Genomic DNA, 20,802 nt, shown 5'->3' on the forward strand with positions numbered 1-20,802 from the left:
TTATGAGATTAAGAAGCACAACGCTGCACCATTTGCCGGAAGGAACTGCGCAGCCATCGTACAACCGGGACACACTGAAGCCCGGCATTCTCCATTTGGGTGTGGGCGCATTTCACCGGGCACACCAGGCCTATTTTACCGACCGATATCTCGCAGAATTTGGCGGCGACTGGGGGATAGTCGGCGGTGATTTGCGCTCTGGCCGGGTGCGTGACCAGCTGGACCCGCAAGATGGCCTTTATTCGTTGGTCATTCGCGACAACGACCAGGCACATATTCAGATTATGGGCGCCTTAATTGCGGAGCTGGTTGGCCCGGATGACCCTCATTACGCCATAGATTTGATGGCCGACGAACAGATTAAAATTGTCTCGTTAACCGTGACTGAAAAGGGATACTGCCACGATCCGGCAACCGGTAACCTGAATTTGGAGCATCCGGAAATTCAGTACGATATTGCGAATTTACACACCCCGAAATCGACCCCCGGTTTTATTGTGGCGGGTCTGAAAAAGCGGAAAGAAAAGGGCCTTAAGAGCTTCACGCTGCTGAGTTGTGACAATTTGCCGAATAATGGCGATGTCTTGCAGAAAGTAATTTTGCAGTTTGCCGAACAGGTAGATTCTGAACTGGCCGCCTGGATCCGGGAGAACACGACCTTTCCGTGCACGATGGTTGACCGGATCGTACCTGCTACCACAGAGGACGATAAAGCCTGGCTTGAAGCGAAGCTGGGAATGCGCGACGAGGCAATGGTTATTGGCGAGCCGTTTATTCAGTGGGTGATAGAGGACAAGTTCTGTAATGATCGGCCGGCGTGGGAAAAAGTTGGCGCTTTGTTGGTGGATGATGTCACTGTTTATGAGCATATGAAACTACGCCTGCTCAACGGTAGCCATTCGCTGTTGGCCTACACCGGTTATTTGTCTGGCTTTAACACTATTAACGAAGTCATGGCGCAGCCGGCATTTGTGAATATGTGCAAGATATTTATGGATCGTGAAGCTGGCCTGGTGGTAGAAGAGCCCGCAGGATTCGATATTCAGCACTACAAGCAACAATTGCGGGATCGTTTTGCCAACAGCGGTTTAAAGCACCGCACATGGCAGATTGCCATGGATGGGTCGCAAAAACTGCCGCAGCGGCTATTGAGCTCTTTGCGTGATCAACTCGGCGGCGAAAAACAAATCGATATTATTTGTTTAGCGGTTGCGGCGTGGATTCGATATGCATCCGGTATTGATGAAAGTGGCGAAGCGATTGATGTGCGTGACCCGTTGGCAAACCAATTACGTGAGATTTGTGACGCGGCCAAGGGTGATGCCAAGCAGATGGTATCCGACATTGTTGGCGTCGAGAAAATTTTTGGTACTGATCTAAAGTCAGAAACGCAATTTATTGAGCGTACCGTTTACTGGTTGCAGTCTATTTACGCCAAAGGCACTTTGGCAACCGTGCAGGAAAACTTCGGTTAGCGCCTAGCCTACCCTCATTTAGCGGGCCAGATTCATCTGGCCCGCTTTCCTTTCAATTTCCTTCTAACTTACTTCTGCCTTCTTTCTACAGTCCCACTTTTCGGGCCATCCCTTGCCAGGCCTCTTTGTCTGAGTTACCTCGTTTAGCATTCATGTAATTTATCCCGCAATGGCGACGGAAGTTGCGCTGGTTAAAGTTCTGCTTTTCGCGAATGCAACCTGAACTTTGGTTATTCCAGGTCAAAGTTATAGCTGCGCTGCAGCATATGCTGTGTATCCAGGGGAGATCCGTTTCACTCACGTCCCCCAACGTCGACAACATAGCGAGGCCAGCCTATGAAAATAGCGATTTTGAAAGAGCGGCGCGCACACGAAAGGCGCGTCGCCATTACCCCGGAGGTCGTCAAAAAATTTGTTTCTAAAGGCGCCGAGGTCGTGGTGGAAGCAACGGCGGGCATAGCCAGCCGAATCCCCGATGAAGCCTTTGAACAGGCCGGAGCGATCATCGCAGCGGATATCGAAACTACGCTGCGCGGGGCCGACATACTGCTCAAAGTCCAGCGACCGCTTCTGGCAGGTGAGGGTGACGTGGATGAATTAGCGCATCTACAACCGGGGTGTACTCTGGTATCACAGCTGTCTCCTTACAACGCACCAGAGTCCTTGCGGGGATACGAACGCGCCGGCGTGACCGCGCTGGCGATGGAGTTTGTGCCGCGTATCACCCGCGCGCAAACCATGGATGTGCTCAGTTCGCAGGCGAATCTGGCGGGGTATCGGGCGGTGCTGGAGGCGGCATTTGAGTACGAGCGTGCGATGCCGATGATGATGACAGCAGCGGGAACGATTGCGCCCGCTAAGGTGATGGTGCTGGGGGCTGGTGTCGCCGGCTTGCAGGCAATTGCAACGGCGCGGCGCCTGGGGGCTGTAGTCTGCGGAACCGATGTGCGGCCCGCGGCGAAAGAGCAGGTTGAAAGTCTGGGGGCGAAATTTGTCATGGTGGATTCCGCGGAGATGGCAAGTGCCGAAACCGCCGGAGGCTATGCCAAAGAAATGAGTGACGAATTCAAGCAACGTCAAGCTGAGCTGGTAGCAGCTACCCTCGCGAAGCAGGATATTGCCATTTGTACTGCGCTTATCCCAGGCAAGCCAGCACCTACCCTAATAACGGCTGCAATGGTCGCGCAAATGCGGCCGGGGTCGATCATTGTGGATATGGCGGTTGAGCAGGGCGGAAATTGTGAGCTATCCCGTAGTGGGGAAGTGGTGGATGCCGATGGTGTAAGTATTATCGGCTATCAGAATATGCCCGCGAGGATTGCCGCCGATGCAAGTGCGCTTTACGCGAGAAATCTCTATGCGTTTCTAGAGCCGCATATTCAGGCCGAAGACCGGGCGCTCAAATTCAATTGGGACGATGAAATTATTGCTGCGACGCTCATGACGCGCGATGGCCAAATTGTGCACCCGCAATTTCTCGACACTGGGGAGAATTAATTATGCATGGGGAATTTGTTTCGCAACTATCGATATTCGTATTGGCGGTGTTCGTGGGTTACTACGTGGTGTGGAGTGTAACACCCGCGTTGCACACGCCATTAATGGCGGTCACCAACGCAATCTCCAGCGTAATTATAGTGGGAGCTCTGGTGGCTGCGGGCCCCGAGGAAATAAGTCTGGCCAAAATTCTGGGGTTCGCGGCGATGGTGCTGGCGGCCATAAATATTTTTGGTGGCTTTGCGGTGACCCAGCGCATGCTCGCCATGTATAAAAAGAAAAAATAGGGGGATGCCATGTTAAATATTTCAGGCAGTGTAACCGCGTTCGCCTACTTGGTGGCGTCGGTACTTTTTATTCTCGCTTTACGGGGCCTCTCATCGCCAGAAACTTCTCGTACCGGAAATCGGCTCGGTATGGCGGGCATGGCGCTGGCTATTGTGACTACCATGGTCAGTCCCGAAATCACATCCTACTGGTGGATAATCGGCGCACTTGTATTGGGTGCTGGCATTGGTTTAACCATTGCCCATCGAATCGCTATGACGGCGATGCCACAATTGGTGGCGGCGTTTCACAGCCTAGTGGGGTTGGCGGCTGTGCTGGTTGCGGCCGCAGCCTACTCCAATCCTGCTGCCTTTAAATTGCTTGATACAAGCGGGCAGATTTATGCAGGTAGTCGCATTGAAATGTCTCTCGGAGTCGTCATCGGTGCAATTACGTTTTCCGGTTCAATCATTGCGTTCACCAAACTTCAAGGATTGGTATCTGGCGCTCCGGTGGTGTTTAGAGGTCAGCACCCGCTGAACGCGCTCTTGGGCTTGTGTCTGGCAGGCCTGATGGTGGCTTTCTATATGGAACAGTCACCGGCGTATTTTTGGGGAATGACCGCTCTTGCGTTTGTGTTGGGCGTGCTGATTATTATTCCTATCGGCGGGGCAGATATGCCTGTCGTTGTGTCTATGCTGAATTCGTATTCGGGTTGGGCCGCTGCCGGCATTGGTTTTACCTTGCAAAACTCAGCGTTGATCATTACCGGTGCGCTTGTCGGTTCATCAGGAGCGATTCTCTCGTACATTATGTGTAAAGGCATGAACCGCTCGTTTTTCAACGTTATCCTCGGTGGCTTCGGCGGCGATAGTGGCGTTGCGGGCGTAGCAGGGGCAGAAGAGAGACCCGTGAAGCAGGGTAGCGCCGAGGATGCCGCTTTCATCATGAAAAATGCGGGCTCGGTCATTATCGTGCCCGGCTACGGTATGGCAGTGGCACAGGCGCAACACGCTTTGCGTGAAATGGCCGATGGCTTAAAAGCCGCGGGGGTCGAGGTAAAATATGCGATCCACCCGGTTGCAGGGCGGATGCCTGGGCATATGAATGTTTTGCTGGCCGAAGCGAACGTTCCTTATGACGAAGTGTTCGAGCTGGAAGACATCAACAGCGAATTTCAAAGTGCCGACGTGGCTTTTGTTATTGGGGCGAACGATGTTACGAACCCCGCAGCGAAAACGGACCCGCAAAGTGCAATCTACGGTATGCCAATTCTCGATGTAGAACGAGCACGAACCGTTCTGTTTGTAAAACGGGGAATGGCAGCGGGTTACGCTGGGGTGCAGAACGAACTTTTTTTCCGGGATAACACCATGATGTTATTTGGCGATGCAAAAAAAATGGTAGAGGGTATTATTCGTAACTTCGATTAACATGGTTACAACCTAATCCTGGAGAGTGTCCCGATGAGTGAGTCAAAAAACCCCTACGAAGCGCCGGAGAGCGTTCTCGCAGACCCCGAAGACGTTGTTGGCGGCAGTATTGAGTCCGCATTGGCGGGGGAGTACAAGTTTGGCATCGGGGACCTGTTGAATGAGGCATGGCTACTAATTCTGGGGTTCAAGGGCAGCTTTTGGGGTGCCGTCATCGGCATTATGGTTATACAACTTGCAATAAACGGCGTAGCCGCTGCAATAATCTCAAATATGGTGGTTCTGGTGATCGTGCAGTACGCCGTAGTGTTCGCCACCTTGCCACTGAATGCTGGCGTTTTTATGCTGGCTGTTCGCCGCAGTGCGGGGTTAGATGTAAAAGCGGTAGAGGTGACGGGTTACTACGCTTACATCGGGCGCTTGGTTTTGTTGTATGTACTGTCGATGGTTTTGATAATGTTGGGTTATTTGTTATTCGTTCTGCCCGGCATTTACCTGACTGTAGGCTACATTTTTGCGATCCCGCTTCTTCTCGACAAAAACCTCAGCCCGTGGCGCGCGCTGGAAACCTCGCGCAAAGCTGTGCATCAGCGCTGGTTTAAAATAGCCGGGCTGCTGTTGGTAATCGGGCTTATTCTGATGCTATCCACGTTGGCTTTGCTTATTGGTTTAATCTGGACGGCCCCTTTGTGTACAGTTGTACTAGGTTTGTTGTACGTGAAAATGTTTGGTTATGGCCGCGAGCAATAACTTGTTGCTGGCCAAGCTTCTCTTTACGTAGCTTCTCTTTAAGTACTACGAAGTATTTTTAACGTCGTGTTATGGTCCCCAATACTGAGCTTGATTGGGGGCTCTCACCTATCTGCTCAGGATAATCCTGGCTAAAGTGACTCCCGATACGTTTTCAATCTTGGTGTTGAATATTTAGTTTCGCACTTCTGTCACCTTATCCCGTTATTTTAGCCATTGGCTTTCCGTGTCACACCGGTCCTCTGTGCCGTTGTTCTTATCGGTTGTTGCTTCCAACCAGAATGTTTGAGTCGTTATCAGCGCAGTTTAATTCGTTAACGAGCGGAAACGATATTCGGGCTCTCATTAGGGTTCCCAATTTAACTCCACAAGGTTCACCATGAAAAAAGTATTAATTGCATGTGCGTTTGCCGTGTTGTCTGTTAACGCATATGCGAATCTCCTTACACCCGCTATGTTCGCCAGCCCGGAAGGCGGGAATCGCTACAGCAGCGCACCTGTGCTTGTACCTTTAAACGCGAATAGCACGTTGCCCAAAACTTCGCCAACAACCCCTGTTACTTTGATTTCTGCTATTCAAGGCACTCCAAATACACAGCGAAGTAATAGTGAGGGCGCGACAGATCTGAGCCCGTTGGAGGGACAATTGGTGAAAATTCGCGGGATTGTCGTGGGTGACTTTCAGCAAGGGGATGCGGACGTAGCGCGAAATCTGAGCGGCTTTTATGTACAGGAAGAAAGTGTAGATGAAGACGGCGATACGCGGTCATCCGAGGGGATTTTTGTTTACGAAGGTCACACCTCAATGACGGATGTAAAGCTCGGCGATCAAGTAGAAGTGCAAGGTACCGTGGTCGAAAATTACGGAGAGACCCAGCTGGCTTCGCTGCTGTCGGTTGAGGTGTTGAACGCGAACCGCTTGTCTGCAGTTACAGTGGCCACTATAGATTTACTCGCCAACAATGGCGTATCGCGCAATGGTAGTGAGGGTTATCAAGCCGACCTTGAGGCCTACGAAGGTATGCTGGTTGAGTTTGCGAACACCTTGACGATAAGCGAGCAATATCAGCTTGATCGTTTCAACGAAATCCAGTTGTACGCCGGGCCGCGACCAAGGGCGTTTAGCCAGTACAACACACCGGATGCAACTGCTGTGGATACCCACCTAAAAACACTCGCAGCTCGGTCAGTTGTGTACGACGATGGTATGAATGAACAAAACGCAGAGATCGGGTTACTTGATGGGTTTGCGAGTTACAGCGAAGCCAGCGCTAAACGTCTGGGCGACCAAGTCGAGCGCCTCACCGGGGTGCTGGATTACAAGTGGGGCGGTAACAATGCTGCGGTTACCACTTGGCGGCTGCGCTCCGTGCGCAATGGTGATAATAGTTTTACCTCTAATCAGGCAAATAATTCTCCCAATGCGCGCCCCGCTTTTGCTCCCGCAGTATCAGGTAATTTAAAAGTAGCATCGTTTAACGTACTGAACTTTTTTAAAACGCTTGCTGCTGCGGGGGTGTCGACTGCCGCGGGGCATGCTCCTCGAGGTGCAGACAGTGCTGCAGAGTTCGCCCGCCAAAAAAACAAGCTGGTACAGGGGCTGGTTGGACTAAACGCGGATGTGGTTGGACTGATTGAGCTGGAAAATGATTTCGACCAAACCAATGATAACTCTACAGCGCTTGAGTTATTGGTTTCCGAATTGAATTCGTTTTTGGGTGGGCACACGTATGATTACGTCTACCCTGGTACTCGTTTTGTGGGGAGCGATGCAATTGCGGTTGGGTTTATTTTCAAACCTGCGGTAGTCAGCGTTGCTGCGGGTACCAAGCCTGCCTTGCTGAATGATACTGTTGCGGCTTCCCTGGAGGGGTTTAGCGGGCACGATTTTGTCGCCAACCCGGTATTTGATGGCGTTGCGAGTAATCGCGTCTCTCTAGCGGTGAGCTTTGCGCATCTAGCTAGCGGGCAAGTGCTTACCATTGCTGCAAACCACTTTAAATCCAAAGGCCGCTCCGGGCTAACTGATCTTCATAGCCCTGATTACGACAAAAGCGACGGTGCAGGGTTTTGGAATCAACGGCGTCTGCAGGCGGCTCGTGCTGTGGCTGCCTGGCTTGATACTGCGCCGACAGGCGTTGCCGGCCAAGAGCGTATTATTCTGGGGGACCTCAACTCATACGCGATGGAAGATCCGATACAGTACTTGCTGAGCCAGGGGTATCATAACGCTGATCCAGTAGGAGCCTATTCCTACGTCTTTGATGGTCAGGTGGGGACCCTGGACTATATGTTGGTCAGCGACGCCTTGAGTTCGACGCTAGAGGAATCCTTGATCTGGAATATTAATGCGGACGAGGCTGATGCGCTCGACTACAATCTGGATTTTGGCCGTAGCCCCACCTATTTTAATGCAGCAAGTCCGCTGCGCAGTTCTGACCACGACCCCGTGCTCGTGGGTTTTCAGTTGGAGCCATCGCCCACGGCTACGCCTTCTCCAATGCCCCCGCCTGTAGACCCAGTAACTCCAGCTTCTGCAACTCCAACTCCTGAAGCCCCATCAACTTCAACGCCAGTGCCCGCTACTGAAGCGGGAATAGATTCCGGGTCTCAATCGAAAGGCGGTGGCAGTTCCAGCCCTGCTTTGTTGATTCTACTAACCTGCTTACTTTGCTTGCGCAAAGGTCGATTCTTTGTCCGTTACTGTCCCGGCCGCTTTGGGCGGTTCTGGTTTGGACGTCGAGCATCGGTGTGCCCTGCGTTATTTTAAATCGATATGCGAGGGGACCGTGCGCATAGTGTTTGACCGAGTTTCCGGGAAATGACCGCACGGCCTGATATGCGGTGAAAACGTGCGCTTTTGTGAAAACCGACACACCCTGACGTTTTTTTAGTGGGGTGCTTTTCCGTTAAAGTACATAGGCATCCTGCTCGCTCAGGGCAAGGTGCACTGCTGGATTCTGATCTATAACGACTATTCCCACCCTAAGAGGTGCTGAAATGCGCAACCGCTTTTTATCTTTGTTATTTTTGTTTTTTTCTATTTCTGCTGCGTCAGTCTTTGCCGACGAGTTGGAAAATACCCTGTTCGCGCCTGCCCGCAGTGCGCTCGCGGAGGCGCAGAACGAACTCGCTGATGTGTTGGCGCCTGTCAGCTACGCCAAAGGCGTTGCCGCCTATCAAAGTGCACGGACGCGGTATGAACGCAAACAGAACGTCAGCAAGGTAGAGAAAGATTTAGATGAGGCAACGCAGTTCCTGCGGTTGGCAACCAAGACTGCAAAGGTTGCTCAAATGTCGTTTAAAGCAGCCTTGCAAGCGCGTACCGACGCTAAAGGTGTCGATGCAATGGCGTTGGCAACCGAAACCTGGGAGAAGGCGGAAACACGTTTTCTGCTCGCAACCAAAACCCTCGAAACCGGCAGTCTTGAGCGGGCGCAGAGCAAAGCGGATGACGCAGAAACACTCTATCGCGAAGCTGAGCTGATCGCGATTAAAGGCAACTACCTTAATCAGACGCGAGCCAAGATCGAGGAAGCCGCGGCGCTAAAAGTGAAACGCTACGCTCCCGAAACCTTCGCCAAGGCAAATGATCTACTTACGGCAGCGGAAACGGAACTGAGCGAAAACCGTTACGATACGGACAAACCTCGTGCCCTGGTTAAAGAAGCGTTTTATGAGGCCAAGCACGCCATTTATCTGGCTGATCAGCTCGAAGCACTCAAACGCAAGGAGCTTACCCAGGAGCAGCTGTTGCTTCAGCAGGAACTGCCGGTCGCCACAATCGCGGGGGAGCTGGACCTGGTTGCGGAATTTGATCAGGGCTCTGAAGTTCCCGTTGCTGCAATTATCAATAGAATTCAACAGCTGACGGCGGATTCCCACGAGCTGGATGAGCTAAAAGCGCGTTATGCGCAGTTAGACCAGGAGTTCGCTGCACTTGAAACCAAAGTGGGTATTCAGTCAGAGCGGTTGAAACAAGAGGAAGAGGCGCGCGAACGACTGCGTCGAGTTTCCGACTATTTTCGTCGGGATGAGGCGATGGTACTCAGCCAGGGCGACAATGTACTGATCCGCATGGTGGGTCTTAACTTCGATCCGGGGAGCGCGCAGGTCAACGCCTCCAATTATGCACTGTTACAGAAAGTTGAACAGGCCGTGCGTATGTACCCGGGGTACACCGTTGTTGTGGAAGGACATACGGATTCTTTTGGCAGTACGCAGGCCAATCAGACGTTGTCCGAGGACCGTGCTAATGCGGTTCGTCAGTACCTGCTGGTAAATATGAATGATTTGGCGGCGGGAGCAATTGAGGCCTATGGCTACGGTGAGTCTCAGCCGATTGCCAATAACGAAACACGCGAGGGGCGCAAACGCAACCGACGTATTGATGTATTGCTTAAAGCCCCTGGAATTTAGTATCTTTGGCGCGCCGGATAACATGAGTCTGGCGCCTTTCTCTACTGTAACTGCCAGCTAAAAAATAATCGATTTTGCGGTTGACAGTCCTTCCTGCGCTCATTAGAATTGCGCCCTCATTTCAGCCGGGGCATATTTTTTGTTCACTGCTGATTGTTCTTTAAAAACGTTTGGAGTTTGGTTCAGATGCAGAATCAACGTATTCGAATTCGCCTGAAAGCGTTCGATCACAAGCTGATTGATGCTTCCACGCTGGAGATTGTTGAAACAGCGAAGCGCACTGGTGCTCAGGTCCGCGGTCCTATTCCGCTGCCTACACGTAAAGAGCGATTCACTGTCCTGATTTCGCCGCACGTCAACAAAGATGCGCGTGATCAATACGAGATTCGTACTTATAAGCGGTTGCTCGACATAGTTGAGCCTACCGAAAAGACTGTAGACGCCCTGATGAAGCTTGATTTGGCTGCGGGTGTTGAGGTTCAAATTAGTCTGGGCTAAAGCTTCAGATAGAATTCTTCCACGATATGTGGGAGCCATTTTTGTGTAACGCTCTGAAATGGGCGGCCGTAGCGGGTCCACCAACACTTCTTTAAGGTTGGTAGGGGAAAGCCCCGTACACTGAGAGGTTAAAAAAATGACGATTGGAATTGTCGGCCGCAAGAGCGGCATGACACGCATTTTTACTGACGATGGTTTATCCGTTCCTGTCACTGTGATTGAGGTTGATCCCAATCGCATCACTCAGGTTAAGAGCGTAGAAACCGACGGTTATGCCGCTGTGCAAGTAACCGTAGGGTCTCGTCGAGCCTCCCGTGTCACCAAAGCTGAAGCAGGTCACTTTGCTAAAGCGCAAACCGAAGCCGGTCGCGGCGTTTGGGAGTTGCGCAACGAAGCTGGCGAAGCTTTTGAAGTTGGTGGTCAACTGACTGTTGAAGCTTTCGAAGCTGGTCAAAAAGTTGATGTTACGGGCACTTCTAAAGGTAAGGGTTTTGCCGGTACCGTTAAGCGTTGGAATTTCCGTACGCAAGACGCTACTCACGGTAACTCTCTCTCGCATCGAGCCCCTGGTTCTATTGGCCAATGTCAAACTCCAGGGCGCGTAATGAAAGGCAAAAAGATGTCCGGCCATATGGGTGCTGAGCGTGTAACGACTCAGAATCTTGAGGTGGTTAGGGTCGATGTTGAACGCAATTTGTTGTTGATCAAGGGCGCTGTTCCGGGTGCTCCTGGTGGTGACGTGTTTATTCGTCCCGCTGTCAAGCTGCGTAACAACGGTTAAGTCACCCGGGGGAATCGACCATGGAATTAAGTATTGTTACTCCACAGGGCGCTAAGGGTACCGTTGCGGTTTCCGAAGTGGCCTTTGGTAAAGAATTTAATCAAGATCTTGTTCATCAAGCAGTTGTTGCTTATATGGCGGGTTCGCGTCAGGGCACCAAAGCTCAGAAAAACCGCGCAGCGGTATCTGGTGGCGGTAAAAAGCCTTGGCGTCAAAAAGGTACTGGTCGTGCGCGAGCAGGTACTATTCGCAGTCCGATCTGGCGTTCTGGTGGTGTTACATTCGCTGCTCAGCCTCGTGATTTCGAACAGAAGCTGAACAAGAAAATGTATCGCGCTGCTTTGCGTTGCATTCTTTCTGAGCTGGCTCGTCAAGAGCGTTTGGTGGTGGTTGAAGAGTTTGATCTCGACGCGCCAAAAACCAAAATTTTGGTTCAGAAGCTTGCTGAGTACGATCTGACTGACGCGTTGATCGTGAGTGAGCAGGTTAGCGAAAACCTGTACCTCGCCGCTCGTAACTTGCATAAAGTTGATGTGCGCGATGTTCAGGCCATTGATCCGGTCAGCCTCATTCGTTTCGAAAAGGTTGTAATGACTGTGTCTGCTGTTAAAAAACTTGAGGAGGTGCTGGCATGAACCAGGAGCGCCTGTATAAAGTTTTGCTTGGACCGGTAATTTCCGAAAAGGCAGCAATGGCTGCTGAAATCGCGAATCAGGCAGTGTTTAAAGTTGTCAGTGATGCGAGCAAGTCCGAGATCAAAGCTGCTGTAGAAAAGCTGTTTAATGTGAGTGTTGAGGGCGTTCGCGTTCTCAATGTTAAAGGCAAAACCAAGCGCACTCGCTACGGCATGGGCCGTCGCAGCGATTGGAAAAAGGCTTATGTCACTCTGGCCGAAGGGTCCGAGATCGACTTTGAGTCTGGTGAGTAAGGAGCCGACTGATGCCTATTCAAAAACGTAAGCCAACTTCAGCCGGTCGACGCTTTGTTGTAAGCGTTGTTAATCCTGACCTCCACAAAGGTGCGCCCTACGCACCTTTGCTCGAGAAAAAGTCAAAATCCGGCGGTCGTAACAATAATGGCCGTATCACCACTCGTCATATTGGTGGTGGTCACAAGCAGCATTACCGAAAAATTGATTTCAAGCGCAACAAAGACGGTATTCCGGCGAAAGTTGAGCGTTTGGAATACGATCCAAACCGCACTGCGCATATCGCACTCGTGTGTTATGCCGATGGTGAGCGCCGTTACATCATTGCGCCGAAAGGCCTGAAGGCTGGCGATTTCATCGAGTCTGGTGATGCATCTGCGATCAAAGTGGGCAACACTCTGCCACTGCGCAATGTTCCAGTGGGTAGCGTTATTCACTGTATCGAACTGAAGCCTGGTAAAGGTGCTCAGTTGGCTCGCTCTGCGGGTGCTTCGGTACAGTTGGTTGCTCGCGAAGGTCAGTACGCCACTCTGCGTTTGCGCTCCGGCGAGATGCGTAAAGTAGAAGTTGAGTGTCGCGCGACTCTGGGCGAAGTTTCAAACAGTGAACACAGTTTGCGTTCGCTGGGTAAGGCTGGTGCTAAGCGCTGGCGTGGTGTACGCCCAACCGTTCGCGGTGTTGCGATGAACCCGGTTGATCACCCACATGGTGGTGGTGAGGGACGTACCTCTGGTGGTCGTCATCCCGTATCTCCATGGGGTACTCCTACCAAGGGTTATAAAACACGCAGCAATAAGCGTACTGACAAGATGATTGTTCGTCGTCGCAACAAGAAATAAGCGCCGACTAAATAGCTAAAAGAGGAAAGTGCAGTGCCACGTTCACTGAAGAAAGGTCCTTTTATCGACCACCATCTTTTGAAAAAAGTGGAAGTTGCGGCGGAAAAAAATGATCGTCGTCCCATTAAAACCTGGTCTCGTCGTTCGATGATTCTGCCAGAGATGGTGGGTCTGACTATCGCTGTCCACAATGGACGTCAACACGTGCCTGTCCTGGTTAGCGAAGAGATGGTCGGACACAAATTGGGTGAGTTTGCGGCTACCCGCACTTACCGTGGTCATGTTGCAGATAAGAAAGCGAAGCGCTAAGCGCGCTCCAGCGAGGAATTAGTGATGGAAGTTGCAGCTAAATTACGCGGTGCTGGCTTGTCTGCGCAAAAGGCGCGCTTGGTGGCAGACCAGATTCGCGGTAAATCAGTTGAAGAAGCTTTGGATTTGTTGGCGTTCAGCACTAAAAAAGGTGCTGCAGTCATCAAGAAAGTTTTGGAATCGGCGATTGCCAATGCCGAGCACAACGAAGGTGCCGACGTTGATGAGCTGAAGGTGTCCACTATTTTCGTGGATGAAGGTTTAACGATGAAGCGCATTCGTCCGCGCGCGAAGGGTCGTGCTGACCGTATCTTCAAGCGTACATGCCACATCACCGTTAAAGTAGCGGATCAGTAAGAGAGAAGACTTATGGGTCAGAAAGTACATCCAACAGGCATCCGTCTCGGCATTGTTAAGAAGCACACCTCTACCTGGTACGCCAGCAAGGGTGACTACGCAGATAAGCTGAACGAAGACTTGAAAGTGCGTGCCTATATCCAAAAGGTATTGTCTCACGCCTCAGTAAGCCGTGTAGATATTGAGCGTCCTGCGAACACTGCGCGTGTAACTATTCACACTGCGCGTCCAGGCATCGTTATTGGTAAAAAAGGTGAAGATGTAGAAAAGCTGCGCGCTGAAATCAGCAAGCAGATGGGTGTTCCCGTCCACATCAACATCGAAGAAATTCGCAAGCCGGATCTGGATGGCGTACTGGTAGCGCAAAGCGTTGCTCAGCAGCTCGAGCGCCGCGTAATGTTTCGTCGTGCTATGAAGCGCGCGGTACAGAACGCAATGCGTCAAGGTGCAGAAGGTGTAAAAATCCAGGTTAGCGGTCGACTCGGCGGTGCTGAGATTGCGCGTACCGAATGGTACCGCGAAGGTCGTGTACCTCTGCACACTCTGCGTGCAGATATCGACTACGCTACTGCAGAAGCGTCCACCACTTACGGCATCATTGGTGTAAAAGTGTGGATCTTCAAAGGCGAAATTATTGGTGGACTGGAAGAAGCCGAGTCTGCTCCTAAGAAAAAAGGCGCTAAGTAAGCGCTCGAAGTTAACAGTTTTGACGAATAAGGGTTAGGCAAATGCTGCAACCAAAGCGTACAAAATTCCGTAAGCAAATGAAGGGGCGCAATCGCGGCTTGGCGCAACGCGGCTCCAAAGTTAGCTTTGGTGAATTCGGACTCAAAGCGGTAGCTCGTGGACGCATTACTGCGCGTCAGATCGAAGCGGCCCGTCGTGCAATGACTCGTCACGTTAAGCGTGGCGGTAAAATCTGGATCCGAGTATTTCCAGACAAACCTATTACTGAAAAACCGCTGGAAGTTCGTCAGGGTAAAGGTAAAGGTAACGTTGAGTACTGGGTAGCGCAAATCCAGCCAGGCAAAGTTCTTTATGAAATGGAAGGTGTTTCTGAAGAACTGGCCCGCGAAGCTTTTGCGCTGGCAGCAGCAAAACTGCCTTTGAACACAACTTTTGTTAAGCGGTCGGTGATGTGATGAAAGCAAGTGAACTTAACGAAAAGTCAGTTGATGAGCTGAAGCAAGAACTGCTCACTCAGTTGGAAGCGCAATTTAAGCTTCGCATGCAAAAGTCTACTGGCCAGCTGAATCAAACCCATTTGGTGAAGCAAACCCGTCGCGACATTGCTCGCATTAAAACGGTTCTGCGCCAGAAAGCGGCAACTAAGTAAGAGCGTAGGTAACGAGAATGGCTGAAGCAGAAAAATTGGTACGTACGCTAACTGGCAAGGTTGTTAGCGACAAAATGGATAAATCCGTTGTTGTTTTGATTGAGCGTCGCGTAAAGCACCCGGTATACGGCAAATACGTGAGCAAATCTACCAAGATTAAAGCTCATGACGAAAACAACGAATGTAACCAAGGCGATACCGTAACTATCGCTGAGTCCCGTCCTCTGTCGAAAACCAAGTCCTGGACTTTGGTTAAAATCGAAGAGCGCGCGACGCGAATTTAAGTGAATCGGCAGCGGCCGGTGCATAACAGTCACCCGCCGAGTTAGAGTTTCGGAGAAAGACGATGATTCAAACAGAAACTTATTTGGACGTAGCCGATAACAGTGGCGCGCGTCGCGTAATGTGTATCAAGGTGTTGGGTGGCTCCCACCGTCGCTACGCCGGCGTCGGCGATGTGATTAAAGTTACTGTTAAGGAAGCAATTCCTCGCGGTAAAGTTAAAAAAGGCCAAGTAATGAAGGCAGTTGTTGTGCGCACCAAAAAAGGTGTGCGTCGCCCAGACGGTTCTCTTATCCGTTTCGACGACAACGCAGCGGTACTGCTGAACAATCAGGAAGCCCCTGTAGGTACTCGTATCTTCGGCCCGGTAACCCGTGAACTGCGTGGTGAAAAGTTTATGAAGATTATCTCTCTGGCACCCGAAGTACTGTAATCGGCTGCACCGAGGTCAAGAGGATATTTAAGGTTATGCGCAAAATTAAACGTAATGACGAAGTGGTGGTAATCACCGGTCGTGATAAAGGTAAGCGCGGAAAAGTGACCCGCGTACTGCCTGATAATCGAGTCATCGTCTCCGGCATTCAGATGATCAAAAAACATCAGAAGCCGAACCCTCAGCTAGGCGTAGCTGGTGGTATCGTTGAGAAAGAAGCCCCGATTCAGGTATCAAACGTCGCTATCTACAATCCAAGCACCCAAAAAGCGGATCGTGTTGGATTTAAAGTGTTGGAAGACGGAAACAAGATTCGAGTTTTCAAATCCGACGGCAATGCTATTGACGCATAAGCGTATTGGGTGAAGAAGAATGGCAAGGCTTAAAGAAAAGTATCTCAACGAAATTGCTCCCAAGCTGAAAGAAGAGCTTGGTGTAGCTAACGTAATGGAAATTCCGCGCATTACCAAAATTACCCTCAACATGGGTGTTGGTGAAGCTATCGGCGATAAGAAAGTTTTGGAAAACGCAGTTGCAGACCTCGAGAAAATCGCGGGTCAAAAACCGGTTATTACCAAAGCTCGTAAATCTATCGCTGGCTTTAAAGTACGTGAAGGCTGGCCGGTAGGCTGTAAAGTTACTCTGCGTCGTGAGCGTATGTACGAATTTTTGGATCGCCTGGTAAGTATCGCGATTCCTCGAGTACGTGACTTCCGTGGTATCAGCCCTAAGCAATTTGACGGTCGCGGAAACTTCTCTATGGGTGTGAATGAGCAAATCATTTTCCCTGAGATTGAATACGACAAAGTAGACAAGCTGCGTGGTTTGGATATTTGTATCTCCACCACTGCTCGTACTAACGAAGAAGGTCGCGCTTTGCTTAAAGCGTTTAGCTTCCCGTTCAAAGGTTAGGAGTTGATTGTAAATGGCTAAGAAATCAATGATCGCCCGCGAAGTTAAGCGCGCGAAAGCTGTCGATAAATACGCTGCAAAGCGCGAAGAGCTGAAAGCGGTTATCAGCAGCGTTGAGTCTTCCGATGATCAAGTTTGGGAAGCAATGATCAAGTTGCAGAAGCTGCCTCGTGATAGCAGTGCAGCACGCGGTCAGCGTCGTTGTCGTGTTACTGGTCGTCCCCATGCGGTTTACCGCAAGTTCGGCCTGTGTCGAAACAAATTGCGCGAAGCTGCAATGCGCGGCGACGTACCAGGCCTGGTTAAAGCTAGCTGGTAATCCAGGCTACGAGTAGGAGCAGAATTTTATGAGTATGCAAGACCCTATCGCGGATATGCTGACGCGCATTCGCAATGCACAAATGGTCGGTAAAACCTCTGTGACTATGCCTTCTTCCAAGTTGAAGAAGAGCGTCGCAAATGTTTTGACAGAAGAAGGTTATGTAGCTGGTTTCAATGCTACAGACGGCGTTAAAGCTGAATTGACCATCGACCTTAAATATTTCGAAGGTAAGCCGGTAATCGCAGAGTTGGATCGCATTAGCCGTCCTGGACTGCGTGCTTACGCAGGTAAAGACGAGCTGCCAACTGTTCGCGGCGGCTTGGGAATTGCCATCGTGTCCACCAGTAAGGGTGTCATGACCGATCGCGCAGCTCGCGCAGCTGGCGTTGGTGGCGAAATTATTTGTACTGTTTTCTAAACAGTTTTAGGAAAAGTATTAAGACGGGTAACCAATATGTCTCGCGTTGCAAACAGTCCAGTTCAACTGCCCAGCGGTGTTGAATTAAAGCAAAACGGTCAGGATGTCACTGTAAAAGGTGGTAAAGGCCAGTTGGCGATTCAGATCCACGATAGCGTTGAGCTGAAAATTGAAGAAAACGTAGTTACGTTTGCCGCTCGTGATGGAGCCAAAGCTTCTCGTGCGATGGCTGGTACCATGCGTGCCCTGGTAAACAATATGGTCACTGGCGTAAGCCAGGGCTTTGAGAAAAAACTTGTCCTGAACGGCGTTGGTTACCGTGCTAAAGCAGCCGGTAGTACGTTGAATCTGACACTGGGTTTTTCTCACCCAATCGATTACGACCTGCCAGAAGGCGTAACTGCAGAAACTCCCACGCAAACCGAAATCTTGCTGAAGAGTGCAAATAAGCAGTTGCTAGGGCAGGTTGCTAGCGAAGTGCGTGCTTTCCGTCCGCCAGAGCCTTACAAAGGTAAGGGTGTGCGTTACGCTGACGAATTTGTACGTCGTAAAGAAGCTAAGAAGAAGTAAGCCGTAGATCGGTAAGCTAACAGTAGGTTTTAGATATGAACGCTAAGAAGCAATCCAGAATACGCCGTGCAACACGCAGCCGCTCAAAAATTCGTGAGCTGCGTGAAACTCGTCTTTGCGTCAACAGAACTCCTCGTCACATTTACGCGCAGATTATCTCCCCGGAAAGTGACAAGGTTCTTGCCAGCGCGTCCACGCTGGACAAAGACTTGCGCAGTGGTGCAACCGGTAATATTGATGCAGCTACAGCGGTAGGCAAGTTGATTGCCGAGCGCGCTAAAGCAGCAGGTGTTACTAAAGTCGCGTTTGACCGTAGTGGTTTCAAATTCCACGGTCGAGTTAAAGCACTGGCAGACGCCGCTCGTGAAAGTGGCTTGGAATTCTAAAGGTTAGATTATGTCGCAGCAGATTAAAAAAGAAGAGAGCACCGCCGAAGGTTTACAGGAAAAGCTGGTTCAGGTGAACCGCGTAGCGAAAACTGTAAAAGGCGGCCGTATCTTTGCCTTCACCGCTCTGACAGTGGTTGGCGACGGTAACGGAAAAGTGGGTTTTGGTCGTGGTAAAGCACGTGAAGTGCCTATTGCGATTCAAAAGGCTATGGAATCCGCACGCCGCAACATGATCCAGGTTGAACTGAACGGTGATACCATCCAGTACCCTACTAAAGGCCGTCACGGTGCATCTAAGGTGTACATGCAGCCTGCCTCACAAGGTACCGGTGTAATCGCTGGTGGTGCCATGCGCTCCGTACTGGAAATCGCTGGTGTACAAAACGTACTGGCAAAGTGCTACGGTTCGACTAACCCGGTAAACGTGGTTCGTGCAACCTTCGAAGCGCTGCGTGCGATGGCCTCTCCTGATGCTGTTGCTGCCAAGCGTGGTAAATCAGTAGAAGATATTTTGAACTAATATCGCGATAGCGATACTAGAGTCAGCGCCGATTTAAAGTGAGAAAATCATGGCTAAGAAAACGCTTAAAGTAACTCAGTATAAAAGCGCTTCAGGTCGCCTCGAAGCGCACAAGGCTTGCGTACGCGGTCTTGGCTTGCGTCGTATTGGTCACACCGTGGAAGTTGAAGATACGCCTTCCGTACGCGGTATGATCAACAAAGTGAATTACATGGTTAAGGTTGAGGAAGAGTAAGATGCGTTTAAACACTTTGAGTCCAGCTCCTGGCCGTGTAACATCGCGCAAGCGCGTTGGTCGCGGTATTGGTTCCGGTCTGGGCAAAACAGCTGGCCGTGGTCACAAAGGTTTGAAGTCTCGTTCCGGCGGTACTGTGAAACCAGGCTTCGAAGGTGGTCAGATGCCTTTGCAGAAACGTCTGCCTAAGTACGGTTTTACCAGCCGTATCGGTCGCGTTTCCGCCGAAATCCGTTTGTCTGAGCTCAACAAAGTTGAGGCAGATGTGATTGATCTGGACGCGCTGCTTAAAGCCGACCTGATCAGCACGAACATCAAGCGCGCAAAAATCTTTTTGTCTGGTGAGCTGAAGAAAGCCGTAACTGTGAAAGGTCTCGCGGTAACCAAAGGCGCCAAAGCAGCCATTGAAGCGGCTGGTGGTAAAGTAGAAGAATAAGCGGCATTAAGTCGTAACCGACAGAATAGAGAGGGTTGAATGGCAACGCCGGGTAACATGCCTCTAGGTGGTCAGAAAGGTTTAGGCGAGCTTTGGGCTCGCCTAAAATTTTTATTTTTGGCGATTGTTGTTTATCGTCTGGGAACGCACATTCCTGTACCCGGGATTGACCCGGAGCAGGTAGCGCAGCTGTTCAACCAGAATCAGGGTACCATCCTGGGCATGTTTAACATGTTTTCAGGTGGTGCCCTTGAGCGTATGAGTATTCTTGCGCTGGGAATCATGCCGTACATCTCTGCATCGATCATCATGCAGATGATGAGTTCGGTAACCCCATCGTTGGAAGCGCTCAAGAAAGAAGGTGAGTCCGGCCGTCGCAAGATCAGCCAGTACACTCGCTACCTAACCGTTGCCTTGGCCACGGTGCAGGCGTTTGTAATGGTTGCCGGAATGTCTGGTCAGGGTATGGCTTATGCTGGAATGCCAGTATTCAGTTTTTATCTGATCGCGGTAACTTCGCTTGTTACTGGCTCCGTTTTTATGATGTGGCTGGGTGAGCAGGTAACCGAGCGCGGCATTGGCAACGGTATTTCCATGCTCATTTTTGCCGGGATTGTTGCAGGTTTGCCTTCCGCAGTTGGTCAGGCTTTTGAAAGCGCGCGCCAAGGTGACCTTCACGTACTGATGTTGTTGGCATTGCTGTTTGCGGCTGTTGCGATTGTTTGGTTTGTGGTTCGAATGGAGCGCGGGCAGCGTCGCATCACCATTCAATACGCGCGTCGCCAGGCTGCTGGACGCATGGGGCAGGGGCCAGCACAGACCAGCCATTTGCCGCTTAAAATCAATATGGCAGGTGTGATTCCCGTCATCTTTGCTAGTAGCATTTTGTTGTTCCCTGCATCTATCGCTCAGTGGTTCGGCAATGCTAGTGAAGGTAAGGCAGCTGAGATATTGCAAGAAGTCGCGCTGATGATCGGTCCTGGTCAACCGCTTAACTTCGTTATTTTCGCTGTATTGATTGTTGCGTTTTGCTTCATCTATACCGCGATGATGTATAACCCGAAAGAGGTTGCCGATAACCTCAAGCGCGGCGGGGCCTATATCCCAGGTATACGCCCGGGCGAGCAGTCGGCCAAATACATCGACAACGTGCTTACCCGCCTGACAGTGGTTGGCTCGGTTTATATTGCTGCTGTAGCGCTGCTGCCACAGTTTTTAATGGTGTCTGCCAATGTGCCTTTCTATCTTGGTGGTACCTCATTGCTGATCGTAGTCGTGGTTGTGATGGACTTTATGTCTCAGGTGCAATCTCACCTGATGTCTCACCAGTACGATTCTGTTATGAAAAAGGCTAATTTGCAGAGTTATGGACGCGGCCGCTAAGCCGCGCCTAGTT

29 protein-coding genes are annotated in these 20,802 nt (G+C 50.8%); all 29 read left to right on the forward strand.

Annotated elements, in window-relative coordinates:
• Window positions 1-2 precede the first annotated feature (2 nt).
• The 29 genes from TERTU_RS03925 to secY all read left to right on the forward strand — a co-directional run bounded on the left by TERTU_RS03925 (window position 3) and on the right by secY (window position 20,789).
• The gene (locus tag TERTU_RS03925) at window positions 3-1,475 is read left to right on the forward strand and encodes a mannitol dehydrogenase family protein (protein WP_015818669.1); all 1,473 of its coding nucleotides are present in this window, start codon (window positions 3-5) and stop codon (window positions 1,473-1,475) included.
• A gap of 336 nt (window positions 1,476-1,811) precedes the next feature.
• Window positions 1,812-2,972 carry a Re/Si-specific NAD(P)(+) transhydrogenase subunit alpha gene (locus TERTU_RS03930; RefSeq protein WP_015818198.1) on the forward strand — a complete coding sequence of 387 codons (1,161 nt, stop codon included), beginning with the start codon at window positions 1,812-1,814 and terminating at the stop codon, window positions 2,970-2,972.
• A gap of 2 nt (window positions 2,973-2,974) precedes the next feature.
• Window positions 2,975-3,259, forward strand: coding sequence for an NAD(P) transhydrogenase subunit alpha part 2 (locus tag TERTU_RS03935; protein ID WP_015820934.1), 285 nt, complete (start codon window positions 2,975-2,977; stop codon window positions 3,257-3,259).
• A gap of 9 nt (window positions 3,260-3,268) precedes the next feature.
• Window positions 3,269-4,672: an NAD(P)(+) transhydrogenase (Re/Si-specific) subunit beta gene (locus TERTU_RS03940; protein ID WP_015817177.1), complete on the forward strand. Its 1,404-nt coding sequence runs from the start codon at window positions 3,269-3,271 to the stop codon at window positions 4,670-4,672.
• A gap of 33 nt (window positions 4,673-4,705) precedes the next feature.
• Entirely contained in the window at window positions 4,706-5,422 is a 717-nt protein-coding gene (locus TERTU_RS03945; protein ID WP_015819944.1) for a hypothetical protein, read from the forward strand.
• A gap of 379 nt (window positions 5,423-5,801) precedes the next feature.
• Window positions 5,802-8,192, forward strand: a complete 2,391-nt coding sequence (locus TERTU_RS03950) for an ExeM/NucH family extracellular endonuclease (protein WP_015818981.1) — start codon at window positions 5,802-5,804, stop codon at window positions 8,190-8,192.
• A 230-nt stretch (window positions 8,193-8,422) separates the two neighbouring features.
• Window positions 8,423-9,841 (forward strand): OmpA family protein, encoded by a 1,419-nt coding sequence (locus TERTU_RS03955; RefSeq protein ID WP_015820585.1) that lies wholly within the window; start codon window positions 8,423-8,425, stop codon window positions 9,839-9,841.
• Window positions 9,842-10,027: 186 nt separating this feature from the next.
• Entirely contained in the window at window positions 10,028-10,339 is a 312-nt protein-coding gene (gene rpsJ / locus TERTU_RS03960; protein ID WP_015817548.1) for a 30S ribosomal protein S10, read from the forward strand.
• A gap of 136 nt (window positions 10,340-10,475) precedes the next feature.
• A complete protein-coding gene (gene rplC, locus TERTU_RS03965; protein WP_015816877.1) occupies window positions 10,476-11,120 on the forward strand; it encodes a 50S ribosomal protein L3 in 645 nt (214 codons plus the stop codon).
• Window positions 11,121-11,140: 20 nt separating this feature from the next.
• The gene (gene rplD / locus TERTU_RS03970) at window positions 11,141-11,755 is read left to right on the forward strand and encodes a 50S ribosomal protein L4 (protein WP_015818728.1); all 615 of its coding nucleotides are present in this window, start codon (window positions 11,141-11,143) and stop codon (window positions 11,753-11,755) included.
• Window positions 11,752-12,048: a 50S ribosomal protein L23 gene (gene rplW, locus TERTU_RS03975; RefSeq protein ID WP_015819322.1), complete on the forward strand. Its 297-nt coding sequence runs from the start codon at window positions 11,752-11,754 to the stop codon at window positions 12,046-12,048. Before rplD ends, rplW begins: the two co-directional genes overlap by 4 nt.
• Window positions 12,049-12,059: 11 nt before the next feature.
• Complete coding sequence (rplB, locus tag TERTU_RS03980; RefSeq protein WP_015818857.1) at window positions 12,060-12,887, forward strand: 50S ribosomal protein L2; 828 nt, start codon at window positions 12,060-12,062, stop codon at window positions 12,885-12,887.
• Between the two features lie 33 nt (window positions 12,888-12,920).
• Complete coding sequence (rpsS, locus tag TERTU_RS03985; RefSeq protein ID WP_015819448.1) at window positions 12,921-13,196, forward strand: 30S ribosomal protein S19; 276 nt, start codon at window positions 12,921-12,923, stop codon at window positions 13,194-13,196.
• 24 nt (window positions 13,197-13,220) lie between these two features.
• Window positions 13,221-13,553 carry a 50S ribosomal protein L22 gene (gene rplV / locus TERTU_RS03990; RefSeq protein ID WP_015820343.1) on the forward strand — a complete coding sequence of 111 codons (333 nt, stop codon included), beginning with the start codon at window positions 13,221-13,223 and terminating at the stop codon, window positions 13,551-13,553.
• Window positions 13,554-13,565: 12 nt separating this feature from the next.
• Entirely contained in the window at window positions 13,566-14,240 is a 675-nt protein-coding gene (rpsC, locus tag TERTU_RS03995; RefSeq protein ID WP_015817556.1) for a 30S ribosomal protein S3, read from the forward strand.
• 41 nt (window positions 14,241-14,281) lie between these two features.
• The gene (gene rplP, locus TERTU_RS04000) at window positions 14,282-14,695 is read left to right on the forward strand and encodes a 50S ribosomal protein L16 (protein WP_015819818.1); all 414 of its coding nucleotides are present in this window, start codon (window positions 14,282-14,284) and stop codon (window positions 14,693-14,695) included.
• Window positions 14,695-14,889, forward strand: coding sequence for a 50S ribosomal protein L29 (rpmC, locus tag TERTU_RS04005; RefSeq protein WP_015820017.1), 195 nt, complete (start codon window positions 14,695-14,697; stop codon window positions 14,887-14,889). The genes rplP and rpmC overlap by 1 nt, the downstream gene beginning before the upstream one ends.
• 17 nt (window positions 14,890-14,906) lie before the next feature.
• Window positions 14,907-15,173 carry a 30S ribosomal protein S17 gene (rpsQ, locus tag TERTU_RS04010; RefSeq protein ID WP_015820773.1) on the forward strand — a complete coding sequence of 89 codons (267 nt, stop codon included), beginning with the start codon at window positions 14,907-14,909 and terminating at the stop codon, window positions 15,171-15,173.
• Between the two features lie 62 nt (window positions 15,174-15,235).
• Window positions 15,236-15,604, forward strand: a complete 369-nt coding sequence (gene rplN / locus TERTU_RS04015) for a 50S ribosomal protein L14 (protein ID WP_015817037.1) — start codon at window positions 15,236-15,238, stop codon at window positions 15,602-15,604.
• 35 nt (window positions 15,605-15,639) lie between these two features.
• Complete coding sequence (gene rplX, locus TERTU_RS04020; RefSeq protein ID WP_015816907.1) at window positions 15,640-15,957, forward strand: 50S ribosomal protein L24; 318 nt, start codon at window positions 15,640-15,642, stop codon at window positions 15,955-15,957.
• A gap of 19 nt (window positions 15,958-15,976) precedes the next feature.
• Entirely contained in the window at window positions 15,977-16,516 is a 540-nt protein-coding gene (gene rplE / locus TERTU_RS04025; RefSeq protein WP_015817507.1) for a 50S ribosomal protein L5, read from the forward strand.
• Window positions 16,517-16,529: 13 nt separating this feature from the next.
• Window positions 16,530-16,835: a 30S ribosomal protein S14 gene (gene rpsN, locus TERTU_RS04030; RefSeq protein WP_015817903.1), complete on the forward strand. Its 306-nt coding sequence runs from the start codon at window positions 16,530-16,532 to the stop codon at window positions 16,833-16,835.
• Window positions 16,836-16,863: 28 nt separating this feature from the next.
• Complete coding sequence (gene rpsH, locus TERTU_RS04035; protein WP_015818371.1) at window positions 16,864-17,256, forward strand: 30S ribosomal protein S8; 393 nt, start codon at window positions 16,864-16,866, stop codon at window positions 17,254-17,256.
• Between the two features lie 36 nt (window positions 17,257-17,292).
• On the forward strand, window positions 17,293-17,826 hold the full coding sequence (gene rplF / locus TERTU_RS04040) for a 50S ribosomal protein L6 (RefSeq protein ID WP_015819976.1): 534 nt from the start codon (window positions 17,293-17,295) through the stop codon (window positions 17,824-17,826).
• Between the two features lie 35 nt (window positions 17,827-17,861).
• A complete protein-coding gene (gene rplR, locus TERTU_RS04045; RefSeq protein ID WP_015819195.1) occupies window positions 17,862-18,212 on the forward strand; it encodes a 50S ribosomal protein L18 in 351 nt (116 codons plus the stop codon).
• Between the two features lie 10 nt (window positions 18,213-18,222).
• Window positions 18,223-18,735, forward strand: a complete 513-nt coding sequence (gene rpsE, locus TERTU_RS04050) for a 30S ribosomal protein S5 (RefSeq protein ID WP_015819969.1) — start codon at window positions 18,223-18,225, stop codon at window positions 18,733-18,735.
• 49 nt (window positions 18,736-18,784) lie between these two features.
• Entirely contained in the window at window positions 18,785-18,970 is a 186-nt protein-coding gene (gene rpmD / locus TERTU_RS04055; RefSeq protein WP_015817766.1) for a 50S ribosomal protein L30, read from the forward strand.
• Window position 18,971: 1 nt separating this feature from the next.
• On the forward strand, window positions 18,972-19,406 hold the full coding sequence (gene rplO / locus TERTU_RS04060; protein ID WP_012779318.1) for a 50S ribosomal protein L15: 435 nt from the start codon (window positions 18,972-18,974) through the stop codon (window positions 19,404-19,406).
• 39 nt (window positions 19,407-19,445) lie between these two features.
• Window positions 19,446-20,789, forward strand: coding sequence for a preprotein translocase subunit SecY (secY, locus tag TERTU_RS04065; protein ID WP_018014819.1), 1,344 nt, complete (start codon window positions 19,446-19,448; stop codon window positions 20,787-20,789).
• The last annotated feature ends 13 nt before the right edge of the window (window positions 20,790-20,802 follow it).

Origin of the sequence: Teredinibacter turnerae T7901 (assembly GCF_000023025.1) — a bacterium.
Taxonomy (GTDB): domain Bacteria; phylum Pseudomonadota; class Gammaproteobacteria; order Pseudomonadales; family Cellvibrionaceae; genus Teredinibacter; species Teredinibacter turnerae_B.

Coding starts and splice junctions, on each gene's coding strand:
- rpsN (WP_015817903.1), top strand. CDS start 16,530: ATGGCTAAGAAATCAATGATCGCCCGCGAAGTTAAGCGCGCGAAAGCT.
- rplB (WP_015818857.1), top strand. CDS start 12,060: ATGCCTATTCAAAAACGTAAGCCAACTTCAGCCGGTCGACGCTTTGTT.
- rplR (WP_015819195.1), top strand. CDS start 17,862: ATGAACGCTAAGAAGCAATCCAGAATACGCCGTGCAACACGCAGCCGC.
- rplF (WP_015819976.1), top strand. CDS start 17,293: ATGTCTCGCGTTGCAAACAGTCCAGTTCAACTGCCCAGCGGTGTTGAA.
- TERTU_RS03935 (WP_015820934.1), top strand. CDS start 2,975: ATGCATGGGGAATTTGTTTCGCAACTATCGATATTCGTATTGGCGGTG.
- TERTU_RS03945 (WP_015819944.1), top strand. CDS start 4,706: ATGAGTGAGTCAAAAAACCCCTACGAAGCGCCGGAGAGCGTTCTCGCA.
- rplW (WP_015819322.1), top strand. CDS start 11,752: ATGAACCAGGAGCGCCTGTATAAAGTTTTGCTTGGACCGGTAATTTCC.
- TERTU_RS03940 (WP_015817177.1), top strand. CDS start 3,269: ATGTTAAATATTTCAGGCAGTGTAACCGCGTTCGCCTACTTGGTGGCG.
- rpmD (WP_015817766.1), top strand. CDS start 18,785: ATGGCTAAGAAAACGCTTAAAGTAACTCAGTATAAAAGCGCTTCAGGT.
- rplC (WP_015816877.1), top strand. CDS start 10,476: ATGACGATTGGAATTGTCGGCCGCAAGAGCGGCATGACACGCATTTTT.
- rpsH (WP_015818371.1), top strand. CDS start 16,864: ATGAGTATGCAAGACCCTATCGCGGATATGCTGACGCGCATTCGCAAT.
- rplO (WP_012779318.1), top strand. CDS start 18,972: ATGCGTTTAAACACTTTGAGTCCAGCTCCTGGCCGTGTAACATCGCGC.
- rpsE (WP_015819969.1), top strand. CDS start 18,223: ATGTCGCAGCAGATTAAAAAAGAAGAGAGCACCGCCGAAGGTTTACAG.
- TERTU_RS03950 (WP_015818981.1), top strand. CDS start 5,802: ATGAAAAAAGTATTAATTGCATGTGCGTTTGCCGTGTTGTCTGTTAAC.
- rplX (WP_015816907.1), top strand. CDS start 15,640: ATGCGCAAAATTAAACGTAATGACGAAGTGGTGGTAATCACCGGTCGT.
- TERTU_RS03925 (WP_015818669.1), top strand. CDS start 3: ATGAGATTAAGAAGCACAACGCTGCACCATTTGCCGGAAGGAACTGCG.
- TERTU_RS03955 (WP_015820585.1), top strand. CDS start 8,423: ATGCGCAACCGCTTTTTATCTTTGTTATTTTTGTTTTTTTCTATTTCT.
- rplP (WP_015819818.1), top strand. CDS start 14,282: ATGCTGCAACCAAAGCGTACAAAATTCCGTAAGCAAATGAAGGGGCGC.
- secY (WP_018014819.1), top strand. CDS start 19,446: ATGGCAACGCCGGGTAACATGCCTCTAGGTGGTCAGAAAGGTTTAGGC.
- rplD (WP_015818728.1), top strand. CDS start 11,141: ATGGAATTAAGTATTGTTACTCCACAGGGCGCTAAGGGTACCGTTGCG.
- rplE (WP_015817507.1), top strand. CDS start 15,977: ATGGCAAGGCTTAAAGAAAAGTATCTCAACGAAATTGCTCCCAAGCTG.
- rpsC (WP_015817556.1), top strand. CDS start 13,566: ATGGGTCAGAAAGTACATCCAACAGGCATCCGTCTCGGCATTGTTAAG.
- rplN (WP_015817037.1), top strand. CDS start 15,236: ATGATTCAAACAGAAACTTATTTGGACGTAGCCGATAACAGTGGCGCG.
- rplV (WP_015820343.1), top strand. CDS start 13,221: ATGGAAGTTGCAGCTAAATTACGCGGTGCTGGCTTGTCTGCGCAAAAG.
- TERTU_RS03930 (WP_015818198.1), top strand. CDS start 1,812: ATGAAAATAGCGATTTTGAAAGAGCGGCGCGCACACGAAAGGCGCGTC.
- rpsQ (WP_015820773.1), top strand. CDS start 14,907: ATGGCTGAAGCAGAAAAATTGGTACGTACGCTAACTGGCAAGGTTGTT.
- rpsJ (WP_015817548.1), top strand. CDS start 10,028: ATGCAGAATCAACGTATTCGAATTCGCCTGAAAGCGTTCGATCACAAG.
- rpmC (WP_015820017.1), top strand. CDS start 14,695: ATGAAAGCAAGTGAACTTAACGAAAAGTCAGTTGATGAGCTGAAGCAA.